Below are 25519 nucleotides of genomic sequence, written 5' to 3'. Positions count from 1 at the left end.
TGTTGTGCTTTACCCAAAAACTAAGTTTGTGAAATTAGATATATTGGTATTTGGGGCCCACCCCGACGACGCGGAACTGGGTGCGGCCGGAACCATAGCCAAAGAGGTGGCCTTGGGTAAAAAAGTGGGTATTATCGATTTGACCCGGGGTGAATTGGGAACCCGGGGTACGGCCGAAATCCGTGATCAAGAAGCCGCCAACGCGGCAACCATTCTTGGGGTAAGCGTACGGGAGAATCTAGGTTTTGCCGATGGCTTTTTTACCAACGACAAGGCACATCAGATCGAGATCATTAAAAAAATACGCCAATACCAACCCGACATCGTTTTGTGTAATGCCATAGACGATCGTCATATAGATCACGGGAAGGGTAGTAAGTTGGTCAGTGATGCCTGTTTTTTAAGCGGCTTGGTAAAAATACCTACCCAAGATGGGGCAGGGGAGGCCCAAGCCCCTTGGCGGCCTAAGGTAGTGTACCATTATATTCAATGGAAAAACCTGACCCCCGACTTCGTAGTGGATATCACGGGTTACGAACAAAAGAAAAATGAGGCCATCTTGGCGTATTCGTCCCAGTTTTTCGATCCTAACAGCGATGAGCCCGAAACGCCCATAAGTAGTAAGAATTTTACCGACAGCGTACTATACCGTGCCCGTGATTTGGGGCGTATGGTCGGGGTAGAATTTGCCGAGGGCTTTACCACCGAACGTTTTGTAGCCGTAAATGCTTTGGATGACCTAATTTAGGCTGAGGTCGTTTTCTTGGTTTTGCTTTTTTTCTTTGGAATGGTAAAGTAAAAGGTGCTTCCCAGGTCTTGAGCACTGGTCGCCCAAACGGTGCCTCCATTTTTTTCGACCATTTCGCGGCAGAGACCTAAACCAATTCCGGTTCCTTTTTCATTGTTGGTTCCGTAAGTAGATTGGTTTCGGTTTTTATCGAACAAATGCTCCAAGGTTTCCGGGGCTATTCCGATTCCGGTGTCTTGTACTTGTAGCTCCCAAAGGGAATCGCGGTCTTCGATATCGACTACCACTAAACCGTTCTTTTTGGTGAATTTTAAGGCATTACTCAACAGGTTACGGAATACTACGTTAATCTGGTCGGCATCGGCCCAAGCCGTGGTCTTGCCCGGAAGGTTGTTTTGGATCAATATATTTTTATTAGCTGCCAATTCCGAAAGAAAATTGATGTTTTCTTCCAATAATGCTTCCAAGACGATTTTTTTAGGTTTCGAATTCTCACCCCGCATCTGACTCCGGCTCCAAGACAACAGATTGTTCAGCGTAAACCAGATATGGTCTACATCTTTACGTAGCTTAGGAATATAATCGCCTAACTGTTCCTTTTCTAGATCACCTTCGCCAAAAAGACGTAAAAGATCTTGTAGGGCGGCTATAGGGCTTCGAAGATCATGTCCGATTATAGAAAACAACTTGTCTTTGGTGTTGTTTATCTCCTGTAACTCACCTTCCTTTTTTTGCAGCGCAAGGGTATTGTGCCGCAACTCTTCAATGAGTTTACGTTGCTTTAAGGCGCCTTTTCGATAAAACACCAATGATGCTACCAAAACAAGCCCTAAAAGTATAATCCCATAGTTTATATAGCGCTGCCGTTTTAGGTCTTGCTCTTTGGTAATGAGGGCCTCTTCTTTTTGTTTTTCAAAATCGAGACGCGATTTTTGAACCAACAAGCTATTCCGGTTTTCGTCTCGGTAAAGCGAATCGGAAATCTGCCTCATGATCTCCAAATAATGCAAGGCACGGCTATCATTGCCTTGTTCCTTCTTGATTTGGTACATGGCTTCCGCTGCGGTACGAATGCCATCTGGGAAATTGATTTTTTGAGCTAAAACATAGGCCTTATCGGCAAAGGTTTCGGCCGTGGCCATATCGCCTAATCCTATATGTGCCTTTACCATGTTCGAATAGAGGTTCAACATGGATCTATCGTCGTCTAATTCTTCATGTAGGGCGTTGGCTTGGTTAAGCCAATGCGCAGCCCATTTGTATTTGCCCAAGCCGATATAGATACCACCTTTAATACTATAGGCATAGGCCAACCAGTCTTTTATTCGATTTTTCTCTAAATGGGAAATGGCCTTATTGATTTCCAAGAGGGCTTCGGTATAGTCTTTAAGTTCAGATAGGGCCCAGGCCAGACTACAACGGTAAATGGCAGAACCATCGTGGTCGTTGGTAAGTAAGCTGATCTTTAAAGATTCCCTTAGGTATTCTACTCCCTCATCGAAATCCTTGAGGTCACAATACAAGATTCCGATATTGCTGTTGTTTATCGATATCCACAGGGAATCTTGGCTTATTTTGGCCAGCTCAATGTTCTGTAGGTGTTGGTCTAAGGCCAGGGCAAAATTACCTCGCTTACTATATTCATCTGCCAGTTCAACCCCGGTCTCATTCAAGAATAAATGCTCGTCTATGTTTTGGAATATTTCTAGGGCTTCCTTGAAATGGGCAATGGCCCGGTAGTCGCCTTTATCGGAATAATAGGTGCCTAGGTTATGCGTGGCCCGGCCTTCACCATAATGGTAGTTGCTAACCTGGCTATAATTCAGCGCTTTTTGAGACAAAAGGTGTAAGCTGTCGAGATCGTAATAGCGTAGTTCGTAGGCCAGGTTGTTCAGCAGGTTTATATACGTGGTATCGGTTGGGTTAAAATCTTGTTTACGCTCCCACGCATGTAAACGCTTACGTAATCTTTCTTGGCCCGGTAGATCTTGTCCCTGTACGGCCCATACCATAAACACAAAAACCAGCCCTACCCAAATCTTGGGATAGTTGTCGGTTTTGAAGGTATGTAAAAGGAATTGGGTTCGGATCATGCAAGGTTCCTTAATAATGGCGCATTAGCCTAACTGGTATTTGGCCTTGCGCTATGGCGTAAATCGTTTACAAAGCCATTTTCGGCTTTTGGTACGGAGGAACGGCTGCAAGATAAAAAAAACTGTGCACCCTAGAAACTTTGGGTGGGAATATCCGGTAGCTAATTGTAAGTAGGGGTTAAAACAGCCCTTAGATGGCTTTTTGAAGTTGCATCCTACTTTTTGGGACCATAAAATAGAAGGTACTACCCACACCAATTTCACTTTCTACCCAAATAGAACCCTTGTTTTTCTGGATCATGTCTTTACACAATGAGAGCCCTAAACCGGTACCTTTTTCATTGTTGGTACCATAGGTCGTATAGGTATGTTCTTTCTGGAAGATTTTTTCTTGGGTAGCTTCATCCATGCCCACACCGGTATCGGCAACCGAAATCTTCCAATAGTTTTCAAAAGACTCGATACCTGCCGTTATCGTACCTCCAGCCTTGGTAAACTTAAGGGCATTGCTAAAAAGGTTTCTGAATACGACATTAATATGATCGGCATCGGCCCAGGCCATGGTATCTTTGGGGAGCTGATTCACAAAACCAATCTCCTTGTTTTCGGCTATTTCCGATAAGAAATTGATATTTTCAGAGGCTAATTCACCCAAATCAATTTCTTTTGGACTGGTAGTGGCCCCGTTCATTTGGCTACGGCTCCAAGATAATAGGTTGTTTAAGGTAAACCAGATGTGGTCTACATCTTTATGTAGTTTGGGGATATAGTCCAATAGATCTTTTTCAGGGATATCACCTTCTTTAAACAATTTCAGTAAATCTTGTAGTGCCGCGATCGGACTTCTTAAATCGTGACCGATTATGGAGAATAATTTATCCTTAGTGCTGTTAATGGTCATTAACTCTTCTTCATTCCGTTTAAGTTCCCGGGTTTTTTTATTGAGTTTTTTTATCAACTTACCTTGGTCACTTACCCCTTTGCGATACATCCAAAGAATAACCAAAAGCACCAGACCTAGGGCTAAAATGGCATAGTTGATGTATTTTTGTCGGGCCAAGGCATGCTCTTTTTCCAAAAGGGCCTCTTCCTTTTCCCGATCCCGGTTCATTTTGGTTTTCTCGACCAATAACATATTACGGTTCTCAAAATTGGAAAGTGAATCAGAAATCTTGGTCATCAATAAATGATAGTCTAAAGCTGATTCAAAATCGCCAGTTTCCCTTTTAATTTTGGCCATGGTCTTTGAGGCCTGGAGAATACCTGAGGCATAGTCAAGATTAAGGGCCATTTGATACGATCGGTCGCCATAGGTATTGGCCATATCCAATTCGCCCAATCCCAAATAGGCTTGGGCCATGGTATTATACGCCCCAAGTTCGGCGCGTTTATCGTTAATTTTGGCGTATTGGGCCTCTGACTGTTTAAGCCAATGCAAGGCCCAACTGTGTTTTTCCATGCCCACATAAATCTGGCCTTTTACGGCATAGGCATAAGCCACCCAATCCATGAGTTTCCGTTGTTCGAAATATTCCAGCGCCAGGTTAATGTCTAAAAGGGCTTTTTTAAAGGTATCGATTTCGGCATAGGCCCAAGCACGGTTGGCCAAGTAAACCGCTTCTCCGTAGGGGTCTTTGTTACCACTGCTCAATGCAATGGCCTTAGTGAGCAGATCAATACCCCTTTTGTAATCTTTAAGGTCGCAGTAAACCAAGGCCATATTACCTTGGTTGATCGATTGTCTGCCTATGTCATCGGAATTAATGCAGAGTTCTTGGTTTTTTAAGTAGTAATCCATGGCCTTGTCGTATTGGCCTTTGTTGCTATACTCAGTGGCCATAAGGTTTTGGATGTCAATAAGGTGTTCCGTATCACGTTCATTTTGGCAAAGCTCTGCGGCGCGCATATAATTGCCCATGGCCCGAGGATCGCCCTCATCGGCATAGTAATCGGCCAAATGAGTAAAAGCGTACATTAGGCCCTTGGTATAGTTGTGCTTTTCGTTTAGCTGTATACTTTTATCAATTACCAGTCGAAACTCTTCATGGTCAAAATAACGTAGGCTTCCGGCCAATCGGTTCAGGGTCAGTAGATAGGTGGTGTCATTTGCGGAAAAACCTGTATGTTTCTCCATATGGGCCAACTGTTGCCTAAGACTATCTATTTTAGAAAGATCTTGGGCCAAAAGTTGGTTTCCGAACCCTAAGCTTAACAAGCAAAGGATGCTATAGAAAATGACCTTTGGAATGTAGGTTTCAATTTTGGGACTCAAGGGTTGTAGGCATAGGTTACCCTTATATAACTTATTTTTGACTCAATTATTATAACCCCTAGCATGAAAACCATTAGCTTGTAGGGGCTTAACTAGTAAATTCAGTTTCTAAATCAGCTTGCTTTCTTAAGAATATGCTCGTCTTTTGGCAGTGTAAAATAGAAGGTGCTTCCCTGTCCGGGGCTACTGTTTACCCATATAGCGCCATGGTTTTTCGTTACCATTTCTTGACATAGGGAAAGCCCAAGCCCTGTACCTTTTTCATTGTTGGTACCGTAGGTGGTTATGGTACTATCTTTATTGAATATTTTCTCTTGGGTATCTTCATCCATACCAATTCCGGTATCTTTTACACGAATTTGCCAGGCATCGCTAACATCTTCAATTCCAATAATTATACTGCCCTTCTCGTTGGTGAATTTTAGGGCATTGCTCAAAAGGTTCCTAAAAACGACACTGATTTGGTTTTCATCAGCCCAGGCATGAGTAGACTCAGGAATTTGATTGATTAAGTGTATTTTTTTGTTTTCGGCTACTTCAGATAGGAAATTGATATTTTCGGTAGCTATCTCGTTCAAATTGATTTCTTTGGGGTTTGCCCTGTAGCCTTTCATTTGGGATCGGCTCCAACTGAGCAGGTTGTTTAAGGTAAACCAGATATGGTCTACATCTTTTCTGAGTTTTGGGATAAAGTTCATGAGTTCCCCTTGTTCTATATCCCCTTCTTTAAAAAGCTTTAAAAGATCTTGTAATGCGGCAATAGGGCTTCGTAGATCATGCCCTATTATTGAAAATAGTTTATCCTTAGTTTGGTTGGTATGGCGCAATTCGGCTTCGTTTTCTTGTAGCCTTACCGTTTTGGCACTTAATTCTTCTATTAATTTTTCTTGAATGTTGGTACCTCGGCGATATACCAATAAGACAATTAGTAAGACTAAACCTAAACCGATCGTAGCGTAATTGATGTAACGCTGCTTGGCCAAATCTTTTTCTTTTTGGGCCAATGCCAATTCTTTTTGTTTTTCGTAGTCTAATTTGGTCTGCTGCATTAAAAGGCTATTCCTGTTTTCATCTGAGCTTATCGAATCTTGAAGATTGGCCATAAGTTCATGTGAAGCTAGGGCTTGTTCATAGTTTTCATTACGTTTATGTATGGTATGCATTATTTTCGCCAATGAAATTTTCATTTGCGTTAAATTGGATTTGGAAACCAATTCATGTGCTTTTAAAGCAGATTCATTGGCCTTTTCAAATGAATTAAGTTGTATATAAGCCTTGGCTAGCCCTAAATGGATTAATGAAAGGCCTTGTACATCCCCTGGCTTATCATCATATAAGGCCGCGGCTTGATGAAACCAGTGAATCGCCCATTTATATTTTTCTTTTTCGAGGTAAATGGTTGCCTTGGCTCCGTAACTCTCAGAAAGCCATTCGGTAAAACGTTCTTTCTCAAAAACGGCAATGGACAGATTTATTAATTTAAGGGCTTCGTTGTATTGCTTTAAGCCCGTTAAATACCTTACCTTATTTGTTGAAACGATGGCCTCGCTAATGGGATCATTAAGTTTTTCACTAGCTTTTAAAGAGCGATTAATGTATTCTAGTGCCGTTGCATGCTCTTCAATACCTCCATATAAAAGGGAAATATTGGATAAGGCGATAGACTGGCCTAGGTAGTCTTCGGTTTTATTGGCATAATCTAAATATGAGAGATATATGTCCAATGCCTTGGATGGTTCTCCAATATTTGAATAATGTAAGGCGGATAGGTTGGCCACTGCCCAATACGAAAATTCATCGCCTAGTTCCTTATAAAGTGCCATAGAACGTCTAAAGTCGCTTGCCGCTTCTTGCATTCCCCTTCTGGCCTTATATTCCGCTATTGATCCAATAGCGAAAGCCTCGCCCTTTTTGAATCGAGCCCTTTGGCTATACCCTAAGGCCCTTTTGGCAAAATATAGCATACTATCGGGTTGTGTAAATCTGTATTGATATGCTATTTCGTTTATTAGATTGATATATGTGGTGTCAACCGGAATAAAATCGGGTTGCGATTGAAACTTATGAATAGCGGTCCGCAGACTGTCCATTACATGTTCGAAATGGGGTGGCTGGGTAAATCCCACATTTACGAATAGGATTACCCAGGCTATGGAAACAATACTTCTTTTTTTAAATTGATGCATGCTATGATATTATACGCCGTATAGAATGGCGCTATATTTTTCATAACACAATAACAGACTAATTAGTATAAAAACAATAAGAAAAAACTTACTTTTCGTCGAAAAACTGAAAATACATATTTTTATGATGTGTATTTAGAGGTAATAGCACAGGCTTTTGTACCCTATAATTATTTGATTATTAAGACCTAGATTTTTTTTGTGGATAAGGGGCTTTAAATATTTGAAGGATTCAAGAAAAACGATTACATTTGCATCCGCTTACAAATGGTGATTGTAGCTCAGCTGGTTAGAGCGCTGGATTGTGGTTCCAGAGGTCGCCGGTTCGAACCCGGTCTTTCACCCATAAAAAAAGCCTCCGAAATTTCGGAGGCTTTTTTAGTTAGGATCCATTCGTTCTTATTTAGAGGCCTTATCTACTACCAATCGGTTCTCACGCTCCGCAATTTCCCAAGCCGTATGAAAAATTAGGCGTGTTCTATTTTCCAAAAGATCATAATTGATCTTATCAGCAGTGTCAGATGGGGCATGGTAATCGGCATGGGTACCGTTAAAATAAAAGATGATCGGAATATTGTTCTTGGCAAAGTTGTAATGATCCGATCGGTAATAAAAACGATTGGGGTCGTTCTCGTCGTTATAGGTATAATCGAATTCAATCTGGCAAAACTCTTTGTTCACCGCCTCAGACAGCTCATGTAGCTCGGTACTCAACTTGTCGGATCCGATCAAATACAGGTAGTTTCGATCGCCTTTATATTTAGGGTCGATCCTACCGATCATGTCAATATTTAAATTGGCAACAGTTTCAGATAACGGTACCAAAGGTTCTACGTCTGTATAATACCTAGACCCTAATAATCCCTTTTCCTCTCCGGTAACATGCAGAAAGATAATAGAACGTTTTGGGCCTTGGCCTTGATCTTTTGCTTTTTTAAAGGCCTCGGCTATCTCTAATAAGGCTACGGTACCCGAGCCATCGTCGTCGGCACCATTGTTGATCTGTCCGTCGGCTGTTTTACCAATATGGTCTAAATGCGAAGAGATTATAATATACTCATTAGGTTTTTCGCTGCCTTTGATTAGCGCAGCCACATTCTCAGAGTCAATATCCTTATTGCTGCTTTTTACATCGAATTCTATGTTTTGATTTAGAATTTTAGAGGCATCTGATTGCTCATAATCGACATACAACGCTTTGGCCATTTCGGCACTGATGTAAAAGGTTGCCGGTCCGTCATTTCCGGCCGATTTCAAATCCATTTGACCGCCGCCTTTTCTTTTGTAATAATCGAAGCGGTTTTTAAACCTGGGGTAATTTTTACCATCTACCAAAAATACGGCCTTAGCCCCATGTTTAGCGGCATTTTCAACTCGCATGCCAATAGATTCGGAAGGGTTACTCCATTTGGTTTTTTCCTTGGTCCCACTAAGAATGTAATTACCCTGTTCGTCTTGAGGTTCCCCAGCTTTTATTAAAACGATCTTTCCGGCCACGTCCAATTCTTCGTAGTTGGTGTATTGGTCGTCATCGATTCCATAGCCTACATAAACCAATTGGTCAAAGCTAGCTTGCAAGGCATCAAAACCAACAAATCCATTGCCTATGTCGAAGGTTTTTCCCGAAAAGGTAATTTTTCCTTGGGGTAGATAGGCTTCCTCAAGAGGTACTTTTTGAATGTAGTTATTGGGCTGTAGGGGTTGAATTCCTATTTTTTTATAGGCTTCTACAATATAATCGACCGCCTTCTTTTGTCCAGGTTGCCCGGTTTCCCTACCTTCGAATTCATCAGAGGCGTATACATATAAATGGGTCTTTAGTTCGGCCTCGGTAATCGTTTGGGCCCATACTTTGGGGTCGGCATGTTGTGTTACCGGTTTGGTAGCCTCACTAATGGTTTTTTGGGAAGGATTACAGGCCCATAGTAGGCCCATACAAAGCCATGACAACTGCTTCATAGGTCGTGTTTTAAAAGTTGTGTGCCAAATGTAACGAAATCTAGATAAAGATATTAGAAGGTGCCCACCTCCATACTACGGTAGTATTTACTAGGGGCCATTCCTTTGAGCTCCTTAAACTTCCGATTAAAGTTCGAAATAGATCTAAAGCCCGATTTATAGGCTATTTCCCCAATGGGTACATCGTGTCCTTGAGCCAATAACTGGCAGGCATGCTCTATACGCAGTTCTATCAAGAATTGGAAAAAGGTTTTGTTGGTACGCTGTTTAAAGAACCGACAAAAGGCATTGGGGGTCATATAGGCCAAGTCGGCGATATCGTTTAAGCTGATCTCTTTTTGGAAATTGTTGGTTACATATTCAAAAATAGCCCGCATACGTTGCCCTTCATTATGGGAGATTTCCTTCGGGTATACGAATCCGGTGAGGGGTACTTTTGAAACCCGGGTCAAACGATCAAGCAAAGAAAGAAAACGTGTAAACTTGCGAAAGGGCACCAGACTGGGAAATTCTTGCATTTGTTCGGCCAAGTTTTCGGGACAAGGACTCAATTTCATACCGGCCCCCAATTCGTGAAGAAAACTTCGGATATTACCCAATTCGGGAAAATGGGCAAAAGCCTTAACCACGGTGTTTCCTGAGAAAAATAAGGAAATCATATGGGCTTCTATACCTTCTTCTATATTGTTTTGAAACAGATGGGGCGAGTTACTGGGTATTACAAATAAATCACCCGGACCAAAATTGTGGATACTATCCGCCACAAAAAGTTTACCATTGCCAGAAACCACATAGGTAATCTGGACCTCTTCATGTTGGTGTAGCTTATCGTATAGAACGGTGGCCCGATCGATTTGTACGATCAAACTCTCATGTAACGATTTGGGTATTTTAAATGGATAGACTTTTTTCATGCCCGGCATCAACTTAATAGTGATTATTTATCCCTTTATTCGTTGGTTAAGGTAATTTTATTGCTAATATATGCGAATGTTTGCATAAATAGTGTAATCGATAATGTATTAATGATAAAATACGCACAACCTTAGCTAAGATCTATTCATTTCTAACCGTATTGGGGCTGTACTTTTGCCCAAAACCACAATAATTCACTACTATGCAAGTATGTTGGAAGGGTGTAATGCCCGCTGTTACCACGAAATTCACAGAAAATGACGCCTTAGATCTTGAGATGTTCGAGATAAATATAAGGGCTCAGGTAGAAGCCGGTGTACATGGTATTATCCTTGGAGGTACCTTGGGTGAGGCCAGTACCCTTACCGATGCTGAGAAAAAAACATTGGTAGAGAAGACCGTGGAAATCGTAGATGGAAAGATTCCCGTAATCTTAAACATAGCCGAACAAACTACGAAAGGGGCCATTGATTTGGCCCAAAAAGCTGCCGAATACGGTGCCAGTGGCCTTATGATGTTGCCTCCTATGCGCTATAAGGCCAACGATTATGAAACCGTAACTTATTTTAAAGAAGTGGCCAATAGTACCGAACTACCCATTATGATCTATAATAATCCGGTGGATTATGGTATTGAGGTTACCTTGGATATGTTTGCCGAATTGGCCGAATGCAAGAACATTCAAGCGATTAAGGAATCTACGCGCGATACCACCAACATTACCCGTTTAAAGGCCCGTTTTGGGGATCGTTACGCCGTTTTTTGCGGGGTAGATACCTTGGCTTTAGAAACCATGGCTATTGGAGCTGATGGTTGGGTAGCCGGTTTGGTTTGTGCTTTCCCTGCCGAAACCGTAGCTATTTATGAATTGTGTAAGGCGGGCCGTATGGATGAGGCTATAGCCATCTATCGCTGGTTTATGCCTTTGTTGGAGTTGGATATCAATCCGCAATTGGTACAAAACATTAAAATGGCCGAAGTCGCTACCGGAATCGGCACCGAACACGTGCGTGCACCTAGATTACCATTGATTGGAGACGAGCGCAAGCGAGTTCAAAAGATCATTGACGAAGGTGTGGCTGCAAGACCTACTTTGCCCGCCTATAAAGGCATTAACGACTAATGGTTTTTAGTTGTGTTCAAATAGTACCCAAAATGAGGGGGATCACCCTTTTATAATATACTTATATGCCCGTATCTTGTACGGGCTTTTTCGTTTTAAAACCACTAAAAGATGAACTTAACAGGACAAAACTATATTGGCAATTCGCCTTCGGGAAAAGGGAGCAAAACTTTTCAGACCTATAATCCGGTAAGCCTAGAACTGAATGCGACTTCTTTTTACGAAGCCACTTCCCAAGAAATTGACGCTGCCGTTCAATTGGCCCAAACCGCCTTTAATGAATATGCGGCAACGACCCCAGAACAAAAAGCTGCTTTCTTGGTGGCCATTGCCGAAGAGATCGAAGCGCTTGGCGATGCGCTTCTCGAAACCTATGTGACCGAATCTGGTCTGCCCATGGGTCGTGCCCAGGGTGAGCGTGGTCGTACCATGGGACAGTTACGTGCCTTTGCCAATTTGCTACAAGAAGGTTCTTGGGTAGAAGCGGTGATCGATACGGCACAACCTGATCGCCAACCCTTACCCAAAGTAGATATTCGTAAAATGCAGGAGCCCATAGGGCCTGTTGTGGTCTTTGGAGCCAGTAATTTCCCTTTGGCTTTTTCTACGGCCGGTGGGGATACGGCCTCGGCTTTGGCCGCTGGCTGCCCGGTTATCGTTAAAGGGCACCCTATGCATGCGGGCACCAGTGAATGGGTTACCAAGGCTATCTTAAAGGCCGCCGAACGTACGGGTATGCCCAATGGTGTATTTTCACATATGAACAGTAGCGGCATTGAAGTGGGCACCCAATTGGTACAGCATCCTTTGGTGAAAGGGGTAGGTTTTACCGGAAGTATTGCCGGTGGTACCGCCTTATACCGTTTGGCTGCTGAAAGACCTGAGCCCATTCCCGTTTATGCCGAAATGGGCAGTATTAACCCCGTAGTGGTTTTACCATCGGCCTTGGTAGAAAAAGGAAACGATTGGGCTAAGACTTATGCGGGTTCCATTACCTTGGGTAGCGGACAGTTCTGTACCAACCCCGGATTGATAATTGGACTGGCCAGTGCCGAGATGGAAGACTTTAAGCAAATCTTGGCCGGGGCCATTTCCGAAATCGCACCCTCGTCTATGTTGCACCCCAATATCCTAAAGGGGTACGAAGCCAATAAGAATGAAGTTAGTGGGCAAAATGGAGTTGCGGTTTTGGCCCAGGTAAATAGTGCTACGGGTACACAGGCCAACCCCATGGTAGCCTCCGTTACCGGAGCTGAATTTATTGCCAACCCAAAATTACATACCGAAGTATTCGGACCCTTTTCTTTGGTGGTGGAATGTGCCCATATGGCCGAGCTGAATACCGTAATACAACATTTAGAAGGGCAGCTTACCGGAACTATTTTAGCTTCGGAGACAGAATTGAGCTCAAGGACCGATGTGGTTTCCAACTTAGGTAAAAAAGTGGGCCGTTTGATTTTTAATGGTGTGCCTACCGGGGTAGAAGTTTGTCCGGCCATGCAGCATGGTGGGCCGTTCCCGGCTTCTTCTGATAGTAGGACCACTTCGGTGGGTACCGATGCCATAAAACGTTGGGCCCGACCAGTTGCCTATCAAAATTGGCCGCAAAATCTATTGCCCAATGCCTTAAAGGATGAAAATCCATTGGGAATCAGTAGGGTAGTGAACGGGGAACATACCAAAGCAGCAATCTAATGGCCAGAAAGACCTTTTTTTGTGTAGATGCCCATACCTGCGGAAATCCGGTTCGGGTGGTGGCCGGTGGCGGGCCCAATTTAGAGGGGGCCACTATGAGTGATAAACGCCAGCATTTTCTTAAAGAGTACGATTGGATCCGTAAAGGGCTTATGTTCGAGCCCCGCGGACACGATATGATGAGTGGGAGTATCTTGTTCCCACCCCATGATCCCGCCAATGATTTTGCGATTTTGTTTATCGAAACCTCGGGTTGTTTGCCTATGTGCGGGCATGGAACCATAGGAACCATAACCATTGCCATCGAAGAAGGTTTGGTAACCCCAAAGGTACCGGGTAAGATACGTATGGAGGCCCCGGCCGGCTTGGTCGAGATCGAATACCAACAGACCGGTAAGAAGGTAGATTGGGTGCGCTTGACCAATGTTAAAAGTTATTTGGCTGCCGAAGGCCTCACCATCGATTGCCCGGAACTGGGTACCCTAAACTTCGATGTGGCTTATGGTGGTAACTATTATGCCATTGTAGATCCACAACAGAATTTTTCCGGGGTACATAATTTTACGGCTTCCAAGATTATCCAATATTCACAAGAAGTTCGGAAACGTATCAATGAAAAGTACCCGGATATGTTCATTCACCCGGAGAACGATACCATTCGCGATGTAAGCCATATGTTATGGACGGGCGACCCTATAGACCCAACATCTTCGGGCCGTAATGCCGTATTCTATGGCGATAAGGCCATCGACCGTTCGCCTTGTGGTACGGGTACATCGGCACGTATGGCGCAGTTGTATGCCAAAGGAAAACTGGCCGTGGGCGAAAATTTCGTGCACGAAAGCTTTATTGGCAGTAAGTTTGTAGGTAGGGTAGAAGAAGCTACCACCTTAGACGGGAAAAAAGCCATAATTCCCAGTATACAAGGCTGGGCCAAGGTATATGGCTATAACAATATCGTCATTGATCCCGAAGATGATCCGTACGCCCACGGATTCCAGGTGATCTGACAGAAAGCTAACCGCGCTGGTTTAAGGTGTGGTTAATTTGAGTTATACAACGAAGGCCACCCGGAGGGGTGGCCTTTTTTATGTTTAAAAATCCTTCCGTTTCGATACATAGATCAAACGCCATACGGGTAATATAACCCAGAGGACCAAACAACCCAAGGAAAGGAAGAGACCCAGATTGGTACCGAAAAAGCTTTTGAAAACGGCACCGGTATACCCTAAAAGGGCCGAAATATCCAGTTTAAGCAAGATTAGAATCCTAGAGAGGTCAATAGGGTTGAGCATGCTACCGATCAATGAGGCCTTGTCCAAAGGGTAATCTTCAAAGAAAACCAAGCTCATCAAAAACAGTCCGTCGTAGATAACGGCCAAAAACAACCACATAAGAATGGCATAGCCAAAGCCTTTGATCTTATTTTCGTTCGACAAGGCGATATTAAAGGCCAGGGCCACAAAAATCAAGGTCAAAAAAGCCCCGGTGACCAAAAGCAGGGAAAAGTCCCAAATGGCATCGGAATAAAAAAGGCCGTAAAAGGCAAAAGGGATGCCCAAGCCTATGACCAAACTCAGCGATAAGGACAAAGCCACACCTAAATATTGCCCTAAGAAAATGGTACTGCGTTTTAAGGGTTGGGCCAATAACAATTGGGTAAATTCGGTGGAATTGTAGTGGTACATGATTCCGAAAACGGTGCCAATTAAGGGTATCAAAACGATAATAACGTTCATTAAGGTGATAATGGCCTTGGAGAGGTCGTTGTTCAAAAACAAGAGCACAATACCCAGAAGTAAGTAGAACAAAAGGTATACGTAACTCCAACGGCTGCGCATAAGGTCGAAAAAACTGTATTTGAGTATCTTAAGCATGGTGTTTAGATAAAATGGAGGCAATGGCGTGTTCGAAATTGGGCTGTTCCGTTTTTTCCTTTAAGGCGGCAATGGTCCCTTTAAAATAGATAGTGCCCTCAAGCAAAAAGACGATTTCATCGGATATTTCCTCTACAAAAGACATAATGTGGGAGGTAATCAAAATGGTCTTTCCTTTGTCTTTTTCGATCCGGATCAGTTCTTTCAACTGAATCAGAGCTATGGGATCCAACCCAGTGGTGGGTTCGTCCAGTATGATTAAGGGTCGGTCGAACATAAAGGTGAGCACGATGTTTACCTTTTGCTTGGTACCTCCCGAAAGGTTGCCCAGTTTTTTATTTAAAAAGGGCTCCAATTGAAAGCGTCTAATAAGATTCTCTTCATTGGTGTTTTTGGCCCCGCGGAGGTCTTTGATCATTCGGATCAGTTCTTTGACCTTAATGTTGTTCGGAAAATTGGCGATCTGTGGCAAATAATCGATATGGTTGCGGTAGGCGGAATCAATTTTAATATTCTCGCCTAACACCTCTATTGTCCCTTTTTTGGGTAAGACCATGCCCAAAATACTCTTTATCAAGGTGGTTTTGCCTGATCCATTCGGACCTAAAATGGCGTAAATACCGCCTTGGTCGGTATTGAGGTCTACACCACTCAACACCACGTTCTTACCAAAGGATTTATGTAAATCTATAATGTTTACCATAGTATTCGTTTTGTCATGGGGTTTTCGTCTACCAAATTATCGGGGGTAAATACCGGAGATACTTTTTCGGAAAAATCGAGAATATCTATAAACAGACTACGCAATAAGATTATGGTTTCCGGTGTACGGTTTACCACATAGGAAAATAATTTTACCGGGCGATAGGGCACATCGCCCACACCGTCTTTATTGAGGTCGTAGCCCGTATAGTTGCTCCAATAATTGCGGTCGAAAACATTGTCGTTTACCTTGCTGTTGTACGAAATATCGAAGGAGTTGTGCATAAAGTTGTTTTCGGTAAAGCTGTTGGTATAACAGGCCCCACGTACTTTTATGGCCCAACCATTGTTCAAAAAATCGTTGTTGTGGTATACCACGCGGTTCGATCCTTCTATATTGATGCCAATGGTATTTTCGGCAAAGGTATTGCCCTTGATCTCGGCATCGTTTATTTCTTTGAGCAACATGCCATAAGAGGCCGAACCCCAGTTCTCCCTAAAATGGTTGTTGTACATTTTGATTTCTTTGGAGAACATTACGGCCACCCCGGCCCCGTTCTTTTCAAAAGTATTGTTTTCATAAATGTCACGGTTCGAGAACATAAAATGAAGACCGTAACGTACATTTTCGGTACTTACATTTTCGGTGATACTACAGTCGTCCGAGAATTCGAGGTATATGCCGTCGCGAACGTGCTGAACTATGTTTTTTTCGATTCGAACATTATGGCTGTACCATAATTGAATGCCATTGCCCGAATTGTATTCCTCTACCGCATCGCCAATAATCTTATTATGGTATACCAAACCGTCTCGGGCCTTTTCGAGATAAATACCGAAAAAAAGCTTTTCCAATACCAAGTTTTTGATTACGAAATGATTGCTTCGTTTCACCCGAACTGCAGCATAATCAGTGGTATAACTAGTGCCAACATTTATAATGAAAAGCCCATCGACCGTTACATGATCCGAGGTTATGGTAATGATCTCCCCTTTTAATTCCCCATCGATAACGGGGTAGTTTTCGCCAACCAAGGTCAAGGGTTTGTCAATTACGATATCGTGCTCTTTATAGGTGCCTTTGCGTACCAATACCGTGTCACCGGCCTGGGCCGCTGCAATGCCCTGTTTCAGGGTTTTGTGGGTGCAATCTGGACAAACGGTAATGGTTTTGGCCCACAAACCACTCCAAACCGACAGAAAAATTATAGTATGTAAAATCGTTTTTATCACAGGATCTAATTTAAAGATTCCAATACTTTGCATTCACATATATGAGAGCCTCCCGACATCGATCTCTACAAGATACCCCCCGCACGTACACTGAACCCCACTAGGGTAAATAATACCGATAGGCTGGTTACCCCAATGATATGATAGGCCAAGGGCACCAACCTTTTATTTGGGATCAGAAAAAAACGTGCATGTATGGCCAAGGCCAGGGTACAGAACAATAATACGAATTTGATCAGGATATGACGGGTATAATGGTCCTGTATATCGAAATCGAAAAATGCGGGTGCATATTGGGTCGCCATTACAATGCCGGTAGTAACCAAACCTAACAAGGCCGGAATGCCGACCCGCTCGTAATGGGTTTCGAAATTATGGATAATATCGAAATCCTTCTTTTTTAGAGCCTTGGGCAATACAGCTAAACATAAGACCAAATGGCCCCCGGTCCAGATGCAGGCGCATAGGATATGGATGAAAATTACCGTCTTTAACATGGTTTCTAACGGATAACTATGAATTTGGCGTTACTTTGGGCCGTTACCCAATGTACTTCTTCTTTTGGAAAATCGAAAAGTTGGTGTTTTTCCAAAACGTATTCGTTGTTGTTGATGTGAAAGGTAATCTGACCTTCCAGAACCAATAACCACGCATCGGTGGGTGAGCTATGTTTTTTTAAAACACCGCCCGCTTCCAGGCTAATAAATAGACATTCTTTGGCATTCAGTTTAAGCAGTTTCTGCGCTTTAACATCCTGAAAGGGAACGGTGTTTATTGTATTAACTATTTGGTACATATTAAGGGTTCATATGGGTTAACAAGCCTTCCCAGTCATAGATATCCCCGCTTTTTTCGGCCTGTACCTTTTCGGCTTCGGCCTTGCTCTTAAAAGCGGTTAGGTAAGCTCCCATAGGGCTGGGCAGCTCTTTGGATATGAGGTAATAGGCTTGGGTGGCATCAATCAATTCCTCGGGCGTGCCATAATGGTTAATGAGATAGAGGGCGATTTCTTGATCGTTGTTTCTCAGGAAGTTTACCATACACTCTACCGCATCGAAGGTAAATACCTTGCCTTTGGCCGTAACCAATTCTGCCCCATGAATTTTGTCCACCACGGTCATTTTACAGAAATGGCAGGCATCGTTGCCATAGTCTATGGCCTTGGGCGATGGTGTACATGCGCTGAGTACCAAAACTAGGGCAATGCACAGTATTCGGGAAAAAATCTTTGGTTCCATGACTTAATTGTTTAACTCGAAAAATCGAGATTAGGTTAACTTCCGGTGCAAAGGGTCCGTTACTTCCGGAAGTAGGCTTACTTCGATTCTTTTTTACCTACGAAAAAAGCAATGAAGGTACAGGCCATACCGGCTGCCAAAAAGTAGGCACCCAATTGAGGGTAGGAGTGGGCCGTAAAGTTCAAAATATCCTTGGTACCGAACAATGGGGGTTGAAAGCCCATAATCGAACCATCGGGGTTTGTAAATTTCATTATGGCCTTAGGGTCTAGGTTATGGCCGTAATCGTACTCCCATAGGTAAAAATCGTAAATACCGGCGAGGGCCAATAACGACATTAATATGAACCAAGCCAAGTATAATTTATGCCTTCCCAGGAAACCGAACAATAAGCCTAAGATGGACATACCGATAATAACCGCCGGGAAAATCTTGAATTCTGGGATACTTTCCGGAATATATTTCATGCCCACATAGTGGTTCATGAGGTTAATGTTCTTAATATCGTGCGGATTGGCATCGGCAAAATCGTTGATATAGATGTCCATGCCCAGTGGAGTAGGGTATTGGGGGGCCTCTAAAGTAATATTCCACAAAGGAAAAATAAAGAGACCGAGAATCAGTACCGATCCCAACAGCATTAATAGTTTGGATTTTTTCATCATTTTCGGTTTTAAAAAGCGGGCGATACCAAGGCATCACCCGCTATATGACTTAAACAGGTACTGGGTTGGAGTGGAACGTCAAGTTCCGAATGGTTTATATTACTCCCCTAGAGACCAAGACAATTCTATGTTCGAATTCGCTGGCGAAACCCTAACATAACCTTGCATTTCTTGGTGCAGTGCCGAACAGAAATCGGTACAATAGAATGGCCAAACACCTGGCTGTTTGGGTTCCCAAACAAAAGACTCGGTCTGTCCGGGCATAATCAATAGCTCTGAAGTATTGGCACCGATCATACTAACCCCGTGTGGCACATCGTAATCTTGTTCTAGGTTGGTAATATGGAAATATACCTTATCGCCGACTTTGATTCCCTCGATATTATCTGGGGAGAAGTGCGAACGGATCATGGTCATATACACATGAACTTCCTTACCATTGCGAACCACCTTGGTATCTGCTTCCGAAAGCGCAGCATACTTATGCTTGTTCTCTTCGAGTTTGAATATTTTCTTGGAATTTGGCTTGATGATATCCGCAGGAATACCGGCTGCATAGTGAGGTTCACCTACGGTTGGGAAATCGAGTAACAATTCCATTTTTTCTCCGGTAATATCGTATAACTGGGCCGATTGGGTTACCTCAGGACCTGTTGGTAAATACCGGTCTTTGGTAATCTTGTTCATGGCTAGTACATACTTGCCGAAGGGTTTTTGGGAGTTACCCCCCGGAATCATCAAGTGACCTACGGAATAATAAGTCGATTTTCTATCGACTACATCCCAAGTGCCTAACTTCCATTTTACTACCTCAGAAGAAATAAAGAAGGTGGTATAGGCATTTCCTTTACCATCGAACTCGGTATGAAGGGGGCCTAAACCAGGCTGCTCAACAGTACCGGCCAAAACCGAATCGAAATTTAAGATTGGAATGCCATAGGCGTCCCCGTCGAATTTCTTGTTCTCAATGGCATCCAACATTTTAGTAAAGGAGTGAACGGTTAGGTTGGCAGATAGCTTACCATTACCTACAATGTACTCACCAGAAGGATCTACGTCACAACCGTGAGGCGATTTTGGGGTAGGTAATAAGTAAACGGCACCAGGTACCTCGGAGGGATCTACGACCAATACCTCTTTTTTCATGGTTGAGGTAGCGGTATGGGTGTGCTCGTCGTATACATTATGGGCATAATTGGCCGGCATCATTTTACCACCACCATTATTTACATACTCTTCAATTTTTTTCCAGTTAACCGCAGCGATAAAATCCTTGTCGTTTTGCGAGGCGTTTACCTCGAGTAGGGTAGAGGCCTCTTCGGTGTTATAGGTAGTAAAGAAGAACCATCCGTGTGATTTACCACGGCCAGGGTGTGACAAATCGTAGTTGAAACCAGGCATTAGCAACTGGAATTTCACATCCATTCCGCCATCTTCCGGATTAACGCTAATGAATGAAAGGGCACCTTTAAAGTTTCCTTTGTATTCGCTAATAGGCATATCACGTTGGGGAACCGGAACCGAGAAACGGGTACCGGCTACAACATATTCGGTGTTTTCGGTAACAAAAGAAGAACTGTGGTTACCCGCACTGTTGGGTACTTCGATGATCTCTGTGGTTTCGAAGGTAGTCAGGTCGATCTTGGCAATCCTGGGGGTGTTGTTCGCATTGATGAACACATAACGCCCATCTAATTCCCCAGCCGTTTGGGAAATGTCGGGGTGGTGCGAATCGTCCCAGGGTACAAAACCATAAGAGGTGTTCAACATGGGCTTGGTCTCTTCGTTATACCCCCATGCTTTCTCGGCATCTTGAGAGAAAACGGGAATAACCTTGAACAAACGGCCCGATGGCAGTCCGTATACGGCCAACTGGCCACTGAAACCACCGGAAACGAAGGCGTAGAACTCATCGTGCTCTCCCGGGGCCACATATACTTTTTCGGCCGCAGATGAGCTAAGGGCACCACCTTTATCCGATTTTTTACCGGCAGGGTTACAACCGATTAAGGTCAGGGCACCCAAGGCCGATAACAATACTAATTTTGATAATCTTTTCATGTATTTCGATTTTATGAACCGGGAACATTGAAAACCCAGCTCTGATACTACTAGTTTCTATCCAATGCCATAGGGCATTGGTTGTATTGGAATTGAGATTTAGAGACTTTTTTGAAATGTGTGATTGGAATTTTTACAGGTTGTTTTTGATGCTTTATAAGGCAAAATTTTTAAGCATAGCTGGGCTACGGTTCAAAATTCTAACGAAATAGGGCGCAAAAAGAAGCATAAAAAAACAATTGACATATTTCAAAACAGTCTCTTAATTTGCAGGTAAAATAACCTTGTCTACCACGTGTACGATACCATTACCGGCCTTGACACTGCCAATGATCTTGGCACCACCTACGTAAACATCGTCACCTTTTACCTCTACCGGGATATTCTCGTTACTGGCCTGCCCTAATTTTTTGAACTTTTTTATAAAGTCTTTTGAGTAGTTGCCAGGGGTAACGTGATGTTTGAGTATGTAGGCCAGTTTGGCTTTGTTCTCAGGCTTTAACAAGGTTTCCACGGTTCCTTCCGGTAGGGCATCGAAAGCGGCATTGGTAGGGGCGAATACCATTAAGGGACCGGCGTTAACCAAAGCATTTTCAAGTTGAGCGGCCTGTACGGCTGCTACCAGGGTGGTGTGGTCTTTAGAGCCAATGGCTATATCGAGTACATTGGGTTGGGCCTCATCATCCTTTAAAAAAGCTTGGCCTTGGGGTTTGGTAACTTCGGTAGACTCAGAACTGCTTTCCGCAGGGGCAGTTTTGGTTTCCTGTTTACAGCTAACCGCCACTAAGATGGCGAAAGCACTTAATAGAAAAAGGGAGGTTGATTTCATGTATGTAATATTTACTGGTTTTAGGGCGAAGCACATGCGCTATTACTATTAAGGAGTACCGTGAACAGCAATAGGATGTTCCGTATAAACTATATTATAGGGTTCTGAAATACTCGACAACGGCCCTGGCTTCTTCTTCTGAAAGGTTCTGGTTAGACATTGGCGAACCATTGAATTCCATCAAAAGTTCTTTGGCCAAGGCGTCTTTTTGTACCATTTCGGTGGGGTTGAGGATCATGTTCATAACCCATTCCGGGGTACGACGCTCCATTATACCATCTGGGGCGGGACCGATGAATTTTTTGCCAATACGGTGACAGGCCGTACACATTTTTTTAAAGGTTTCTTCCCCTTTTGCCGCCATAGCTTTATCGATTTTGGCATTAAGTGTAATAGACGTAATGGGACCGACGCCTTTTGATTCCAAATCCACTTTTTTGGAGGCAGGAACACTGGAATTTTCCTTCTTTTCTACCTTAGTGGTTTCGGTTTTAGCTTTCTTTATGGCAAAAGATTCCTTCTCTTTTTTTTCACCCCCACCACAGGCAACAAGGCTAAAAACAAAGAGCAAAGCACAAATTTTAGTGATTGTTCTCATAGAATATCTAATTTTATGCAGCAAAACTAAAGCGAAGGCCTAAAAAAAAACATGACAAAAATCAGTTAAAAGATTAAATGGTCTTTTATAAATTTGTAACAAACTAACCACATGTTCTCAAACTCCTTAAAATACTCGCTTAAAGCCATTTCTTATTTGGCAGGTCATTCTAGTGTGAACCGGAAATATGGAATTAAAGAACTAGCGGAAAAGACCCAGGTACCTGCACCATATTTAGGTAAGTTACTACAGAAGCTGAGCAGGGAAGGGGTAATTAGCTCGTTAAAAGGGCCTCATGGTGGGTTTTACCTGAGCCCGGAGAATAAAAGCAAGCATATAGATAGCGTAGTCTACTTGATAGATGGCGAAGATCGTTTTAAAAATTGCATACTTGATCTTGACCATTGTAATGCCACGAACCCTTGTGCGTTGCACAAGTATTATGCCCAGGTTAAAGGGGGGTTTTTAAGTCAGATCGAAACCATTACTTTGGGCGATTTGGCCCAAGGGACCCAAGTTTTGGGCCCCCTCGCATAATTTAGAGCAATTCGAACTCCAAAATCGGTTCGAATTCCACACCATTGATTATGGGGCTCAGTTTATGATGCCCTTTATGGAATACCCGTGTAGTTATGGGTTTAAACGATTGTCTTCTTTGGATATTGACAGTCGTCTGGCCTGCGTACTCTTTTTCACTGATCTTAAATACCTTTCGCGAATGTGTGCCATTGGCCTTTAGATAATATAAACCGTATTCCAAACGTAGTTTGCGGGTCTTATGGGTTGTGTTGCTAAGATGTAGGCTAAACTCCAGATAATCGCCGATTTCAATTTTGGGGGTATGGATTGTAAACCCACTAATTTCTATACCTTCCGGATGTCCTAACCCGAACAGGGCCATAGCTTTGGGGTTCCCTTGTTTTAGTAGGGTCCGGCTCCCATGCTTGGCGACCCAATCGGTTTCATTGTCCAAGCCCTTCCATTGGGTAGCGATTTCCAAGGCCAGTTCCGGATGGTCTTTCGAAATGTCGTTGAGGTTGTTGGCGACCGATCGGCGTACATATTCCGAGGCATCGGATTTTAACCGTTCCAAGATGGGCAAAATAGGGCTAGGGTCCTTTTTTAAAAAGGGTAAAGCCATGGCCCAAGGTAAACGGGGCCTACAGCCTTCAGAAGCCAGGCGGCGCACATGCAAATTTGGGTGAGTACTCCATTTTCGCATGCGTTTCATGCCCACTTCGGGCCGATCGATGAGATACAGTCTCACGGCAAACTCGCAACTGGTAAATTGTGTAAGTTCTTCCATGATGTCAAAGGCCAATTCGGGCTGGTTACGACCGTATTGTTCCACAAAATCAGGCAGGAACATATATTCAATGGAGCCTTCTTTATCCCCCTGGGAATTGATGTGATCTACCAAAACCAAAAGTAAGGGGCCACTTTCAGCAAAATCTTTCGGGAATTGTTCGTGTAAGGCTTCCGATAACCGGCGCATTCGTTGTTTAAGTTCTAAAGCTTCCCAATCGGAAGTAAAAATAGAAGCTGTGAATGCCCGAGGGTCGAAAGCAGGATAAACCGCCTGCCCGTATTGGGCCAAGCGGTTTACGAATGTTGGGTTGTACAGATTTTTAAAGGGTTCCATTAGTGGTATTCCTTTACTAGGTCGAGATGTGAGATTTGGCTAGCATCTACTTGCATTAATGAAAAATAAGAACCACAACTTTCGCTTTGTTGGGCCGCTTGCATGGCTTTTTGGGCATGTTCGGCCGTTTCCCAGAGAACTAGATCCGTAAATTCGGTATCGGACTTACGTAGCAACTGGCGACCTACGAATCCGACTTGCTGGCTCAAAAATTCTTTTTGCATACGGTCCGAAGCTTTGAGCATGGAATCGAAATCTTCCTTTTTTATGGTGAATGGGGCCCATTCTACCTGTAATGATTTGTTTGACATGATGAATAAACTTTTTTAATACTTCAAAAGTAATCGTGCCAAGTGACAGGTTTGTGTCAGGGGTAAAAAATAAACCCCGAAGCTGTGTTCGGGCTTATATTCCATTTCAAACGAAGGGAAAGTTATGTAATACCATTTCAACATTGAAATACCATCTAAAAAATGGTTCTTTTTACCTTTGGTCATCAAAATAAAATAGAACCGTAGCTTTGGCTATGCTTAGATTTTAGCTCACAATCTTGTCTGTTTCCTAGGAGTTCGTGAATCTTCGATTTCTTTTTCGCCCAAAGAAAAAATTCCTGTTTTTTTATTGGTTGAATCTCAAAATTGAAATGGTATAAGTTACGATTAATCCCTTGAAAGGAATATGCGTAATATGTACCAAAACAACAACATTAGGGCCGAGAACAGGCCTAACGCGGCAACCACATATTGGTCACTTTGGTATTTGTGTACCAGGTTTGAGGTTTGATATAGAATAGCCCCGGCCGCTAGGGCCACCATGCCCACTGAAAACCAAAGCCCGAGTTCAAAACCGAAAAGAATTCCGGCTACAATTAGTCCCAAGGCAATAAATGAGGCTATGGTAATAATAGATCGTAAAAATGAAAAGTCTTTTTTGGTCAACAATACCACGGCCGAGAGACCCGTAAAAAGACTTAGGGTTAGTATGGCCGCTTGTTGTAGTACCGGACCATTAGCATAAGCAATGGCAATATAAATTAGGGGTACAAATATGAAAGCCTCGGCAATGATATACAATAGATAGCCCAAATACTGTACGTTTCGGTCATGACTTTTGGCAACGACCGATTCGGCATAATGTGTTACCAACATAAAGCCCCCCAAGGTAATCAGCCAGAGATACCCATCTAAAAGACTTAGGGCAAAGTTTACAATGGTTTGTGATTGAAGAAAAAGGTATTCAACCAAAATGAATACCAAAACACCTCCGGCTACATGACCATAGGTTTTTCTGTAAAAGAGCGCCTTTTCTTCGGTGGTTGCGCCTTCAAGGTTCATTAAATCTTGCATAGTAATAAGGTTTGGCTTATGGTTTTTGTTCTAACGTATCCAGACTGGATTTCGTACTTAAAAGTAGGATATTTCCGTTGAAATACAGGGTTATTTTGAGCTTCAATTTTGGTTTATAACCATAATTATTCTGGTTTTAGCCGAATAAGACCGATTAATAAGGTTAGCTTTGCCCCAGCAAATGTGACCTATATAAAGGGAAAATGCAGCTATTTCAGGCGAATTGCGATTAGATTTTGGTTTGATACGCTTGAGGTAATATTTGACAATGGATATGTGTCTTACTGTATTTCCCCGACTTTCCTAGTATTGAGGAAAGGGGTTAGAACCATCCTTT

23 protein-coding genes and 1 tRNA gene are annotated in these 25519 nt (G+C 43.1%); 6 read left to right on the top strand and 18 right to left on the bottom strand.

Going from position 1 to position 25519, the window contains the following annotated elements:
• Nucleotides 1–28: 28 nt before the first annotated feature.
• Nucleotides 29–748: a bacillithiol biosynthesis deacetylase BshB1 gene (gene bshB1 / locus B7P33_RS15110; RefSeq protein ID WP_097442876.1), complete on the top strand. Its 720-nt coding sequence runs from the start codon at nt 29–31 to the stop codon at nt 746–748.
• Here bshB1 and B7P33_RS15105 read toward each other — a convergent pair.
• The 3 genes from B7P33_RS15105 to B7P33_RS15095 all read right to left on the bottom strand — a co-directional run bounded on the left by B7P33_RS15105 (nt 745) and on the right by B7P33_RS15095 (nt 7299).
• The gene (locus B7P33_RS15105; RefSeq protein ID WP_097442875.1) at nt 745–2841 is read right to left on the bottom strand and encodes a tetratricopeptide repeat-containing sensor histidine kinase; all 2097 of its coding nucleotides are present in this window, start codon (nt 2839–2841) and stop codon (nt 745–747) included. The genes bshB1 and B7P33_RS15105 overlap by 4 nt on opposite strands.
• Before the next feature lie 190 nt (nt 2842–3031).
• Nucleotides 3032–5113 (bottom strand): tetratricopeptide repeat-containing sensor histidine kinase, encoded by a 2082-nt coding sequence (locus B7P33_RS15100; RefSeq protein WP_141402496.1) that lies wholly within the window; start codon nt 5111–5113, stop codon nt 3032–3034.
• A gap of 113 nt (nt 5114–5226) precedes the next feature.
• Nucleotides 5227–7299: a tetratricopeptide repeat-containing sensor histidine kinase gene (locus B7P33_RS15095; protein WP_097442869.1), complete on the bottom strand. Its 2073-nt coding sequence runs from the start codon at nt 7297–7299 to the stop codon at nt 5227–5229.
• A 269-nt stretch (nt 7300–7568) separates the two neighbouring features.
• Between B7P33_RS15095 and B7P33_RS15090 the strand changes: the two genes are divergently transcribed.
• Nucleotides 7569–7644: transfer RNA gene (locus B7P33_RS15090), tRNA-His, on the top strand.
• 54 nt (nt 7645–7698) lie between these two features.
• Here the strand turns inward: B7P33_RS15090 and B7P33_RS15085 are convergent.
• Entirely contained in the window at nt 7699–9258 is a 1560-nt protein-coding gene (locus B7P33_RS15085) for a M28 family peptidase (protein WP_097442867.1), read from the bottom strand.
• Nucleotides 9259–9311: 53 nt separating this feature from the next.
• The gene (locus B7P33_RS15080; protein ID WP_097443049.1) at nt 9312–10172 is read right to left on the bottom strand and encodes an AraC family transcriptional regulator; all 861 of its coding nucleotides are present in this window, start codon (nt 10170–10172) and stop codon (nt 9312–9314) included.
• A gap of 203 nt (nt 10173–10375) precedes the next feature.
• On the opposite strand from B7P33_RS15080, the gene B7P33_RS15075 reads away from it, so the two are divergent.
• The 3 genes from B7P33_RS15075 to B7P33_RS15065 all read left to right on the top strand — a co-directional run bounded on the left by B7P33_RS15075 (nt 10376) and on the right by B7P33_RS15065 (nt 14001).
• Nucleotides 10376–11296: a dihydrodipicolinate synthase family protein gene (locus B7P33_RS15075; RefSeq protein WP_097442865.1), complete on the top strand. Its 921-nt coding sequence runs from the start codon at nt 10376–10378 to the stop codon at nt 11294–11296.
• A 111-nt stretch (nt 11297–11407) separates the two neighbouring features.
• Entirely contained in the window at nt 11408–12991 is a 1584-nt protein-coding gene (locus tag B7P33_RS15070) for an aldehyde dehydrogenase (NADP(+)) (protein WP_097442863.1), read from the top strand.
• A complete protein-coding gene (locus tag B7P33_RS15065; protein ID WP_097442861.1) occupies nt 12991–14001 on the top strand; it encodes a 4-hydroxyproline epimerase in 1011 nt (336 codons plus the stop codon). Before B7P33_RS15070 ends, B7P33_RS15065 begins: the two co-directional genes overlap by 1 nt.
• Nucleotides 14002–14085: 84 nt before the next feature.
• On the opposite strand, the gene B7P33_RS15060 is transcribed toward B7P33_RS15065, so the two are convergent.
• From B7P33_RS15060 to B7P33_RS15015, 10 genes are all read right to left on the bottom strand, one after another.
• A complete protein-coding gene (locus tag B7P33_RS15060) occupies nt 14086–14868 on the bottom strand; it encodes an ABC transporter permease (RefSeq protein WP_097442859.1) in 783 nt (260 codons plus the stop codon).
• Nucleotides 14861–15571 carry an ABC transporter ATP-binding protein gene (locus B7P33_RS15055; protein ID WP_097442858.1) on the bottom strand — a complete coding sequence of 237 codons (711 nt, stop codon included), beginning with the start codon at nt 15569–15571 and terminating at the stop codon, nt 14861–14863. The genes B7P33_RS15060 and B7P33_RS15055 overlap by 8 nt, the downstream gene beginning before the upstream one ends.
• Nucleotides 15565–16803: a nitrous oxide reductase family maturation protein NosD gene (locus B7P33_RS15050; RefSeq protein WP_245871808.1), complete on the bottom strand. Its 1239-nt coding sequence runs from the start codon at nt 16801–16803 to the stop codon at nt 15565–15567. The genes B7P33_RS15055 and B7P33_RS15050 overlap by 7 nt, the downstream gene beginning before the upstream one ends.
• A gap of 65 nt (nt 16804–16868) precedes the next feature.
• Nucleotides 16869–17300: a CopD family protein gene (locus tag B7P33_RS15045; RefSeq protein ID WP_097442854.1), complete on the bottom strand. Its 432-nt coding sequence runs from the start codon at nt 17298–17300 to the stop codon at nt 16869–16871.
• A 5-nt stretch (nt 17301–17305) separates the two neighbouring features.
• On the bottom strand, nt 17306–17599 hold the full coding sequence (locus B7P33_RS15040; protein WP_097442852.1) for a cupin domain-containing protein: 294 nt from the start codon (nt 17597–17599) through the stop codon (nt 17306–17308).
• Between the two features lies 1 nt (nt 17600).
• Nucleotides 17601–18041, bottom strand: coding sequence for a nitrous oxide reductase accessory protein NosL (locus B7P33_RS15035; RefSeq protein WP_097442850.1), 441 nt, complete (start codon nt 18039–18041; stop codon nt 17601–17603).
• 77 nt (nt 18042–18118) lie between these two features.
• Nucleotides 18119–18703, bottom strand: a complete 585-nt coding sequence (locus tag B7P33_RS15030) for a hypothetical protein (protein ID WP_097442848.1) — start codon at nt 18701–18703, stop codon at nt 18119–18121.
• Nucleotides 18704–18805: 102 nt separating this feature from the next.
• On the bottom strand, nt 18806–20767 hold the full coding sequence (gene nosZ / locus B7P33_RS15025) for a Sec-dependent nitrous-oxide reductase (RefSeq protein WP_097442846.1): 1962 nt from the start codon (nt 20765–20767) through the stop codon (nt 18806–18808).
• 262 nt (nt 20768–21029) lie between these two features.
• Nucleotides 21030–21596, bottom strand: coding sequence for a fasciclin domain-containing protein (locus B7P33_RS15020; protein WP_097442843.1), 567 nt, complete (start codon nt 21594–21596; stop codon nt 21030–21032).
• A 94-nt stretch (nt 21597–21690) separates the two neighbouring features.
• Nucleotides 21691–22194, bottom strand: a complete 504-nt coding sequence (locus B7P33_RS15015) for a c-type cytochrome (protein WP_097442842.1) — start codon at nt 22192–22194, stop codon at nt 21691–21693.
• 111 nt (nt 22195–22305) lie between these two features.
• Here B7P33_RS15015 and B7P33_RS15010 point away from each other — a divergent pair, with 111 nt between their 5' ends.
• Entirely contained in the window at nt 22306–22731 is a 426-nt protein-coding gene (locus tag B7P33_RS15010; protein WP_097442840.1) for an RrF2 family transcriptional regulator, read from the top strand.
• A gap of 1 nt (nt 22732) precedes the next feature.
• On the opposite strand, the gene B7P33_RS15005 is transcribed toward B7P33_RS15010, so the two are convergent.
• From B7P33_RS15005 to B7P33_RS14995, 3 genes are all read right to left on the bottom strand, one after another.
• Nucleotides 22733–23836, bottom strand: a complete 1104-nt coding sequence (locus tag B7P33_RS15005) for a DNA alkylation repair protein (RefSeq protein WP_097442838.1) — start codon at nt 23834–23836, stop codon at nt 22733–22735.
• Nucleotides 23836–24147: a hypothetical protein gene (locus B7P33_RS15000; protein WP_097442837.1), complete on the bottom strand. Its 312-nt coding sequence runs from the start codon at nt 24145–24147 to the stop codon at nt 23836–23838. The genes B7P33_RS15005 and B7P33_RS15000 overlap by 1 nt, the downstream gene beginning before the upstream one ends.
• Before the next feature lie 348 nt (nt 24148–24495).
• Entirely contained in the window at nt 24496–25182 is a 687-nt protein-coding gene (locus B7P33_RS14995; protein WP_097442835.1) for a Bax inhibitor-1/YccA family protein, read from the bottom strand.
• Between the last annotated feature and the right edge of the window lie 337 nt (nt 25183–25519).

The organism is Sediminicola luteus (assembly GCF_002514735.1).
Classification (GTDB): Bacteria; Bacteroidota; Bacteroidia; order Flavobacteriales; family Flavobacteriaceae; genus HQA918.
This window is presented reverse-complemented; position numbering and strand designations above follow the sequence as displayed.

Coding starts and splice junctions, on each gene's coding strand:
- B7P33_RS15105 (WP_097442875.1), bottom strand. CDS start 2,841: ATGATCCGAACCCAATTCCTTTTACATACCTTCAAAACCGACAACTAT.
- B7P33_RS15095 (WP_097442869.1), bottom strand. CDS start 7,299: ATGCATCAATTTAAAAAAAGAAGTATTGTTTCCATAGCCTGGGTAATC.
- B7P33_RS15085 (WP_097442867.1), bottom strand. CDS start 9,258: ATGAAGCAGTTGTCATGGCTTTGTATGGGCCTACTATGGGCCTGTAAT.
- B7P33_RS15080 (WP_097443049.1), bottom strand. CDS start 10,172: ATGAAAAAAGTCTATCCATTTAAAATACCCAAATCGTTACATGAGAGT.
- B7P33_RS15075 (WP_097442865.1), top strand. CDS start 10,376: ATGCAAGTATGTTGGAAGGGTGTAATGCCCGCTGTTACCACGAAATTC.
- B7P33_RS15070 (WP_097442863.1), top strand. CDS start 11,408: ATGAACTTAACAGGACAAAACTATATTGGCAATTCGCCTTCGGGAAAA.
- B7P33_RS15065 (WP_097442861.1), top strand. CDS start 12,991: ATGGCCAGAAAGACCTTTTTTTGTGTAGATGCCCATACCTGCGGAAAT.
- B7P33_RS15060 (WP_097442859.1), bottom strand. CDS start 14,868: ATGCTTAAGATACTCAAATACAGTTTTTTCGACCTTATGCGCAGCCGT.
- B7P33_RS15055 (WP_097442858.1), bottom strand. CDS start 15,571: ATGGTAAACATTATAGATTTACATAAATCCTTTGGTAAGAACGTGGTG.
- B7P33_RS15045 (WP_097442854.1), bottom strand. CDS start 17,300: ATGTTAAAGACGGTAATTTTCATCCATATCCTATGCGCCTGCATCTGG.
- B7P33_RS15040 (WP_097442852.1), bottom strand. CDS start 17,599: ATGTACCAAATAGTTAATACAATAAACACCGTTCCCTTTCAGGATGTT.
- B7P33_RS15035 (WP_097442850.1), bottom strand. CDS start 18,041: ATGGAACCAAAGATTTTTTCCCGAATACTGTGCATTGCCCTAGTTTTG.
- B7P33_RS15030 (WP_097442848.1), bottom strand. CDS start 18,703: ATGAAAAAATCCAAACTATTAATGCTGTTGGGATCGGTACTGATTCTC.
- nosZ (WP_097442846.1), bottom strand. CDS start 20,767: ATGAAAAGATTATCAAAATTAGTATTGTTATCGGCCTTGGGTGCCCTG.
- B7P33_RS15020 (WP_097442843.1), bottom strand. CDS start 21,596: ATGAAATCAACCTCCCTTTTTCTATTAAGTGCTTTCGCCATCTTAGTG.
- B7P33_RS15015 (WP_097442842.1), bottom strand. CDS start 22,194: ATGAGAACAATCACTAAAATTTGTGCTTTGCTCTTTGTTTTTAGCCTT.
- B7P33_RS15010 (WP_097442840.1), top strand. CDS start 22,306: ATGTTCTCAAACTCCTTAAAATACTCGCTTAAAGCCATTTCTTATTTG.
- B7P33_RS15005 (WP_097442838.1), bottom strand. CDS start 23,836: ATGGAACCCTTTAAAAATCTGTACAACCCAACATTCGTAAACCGCTTG.
- B7P33_RS15000 (WP_097442837.1), bottom strand. CDS start 24,147: ATGTCAAACAAATCATTACAGGTAGAATGGGCCCCATTCACCATAAAA.
- B7P33_RS14995 (WP_097442835.1), bottom strand. CDS start 25,182: ATGCAAGATTTAATGAACCTTGAAGGCGCAACCACCGAAGAAAAGGCG.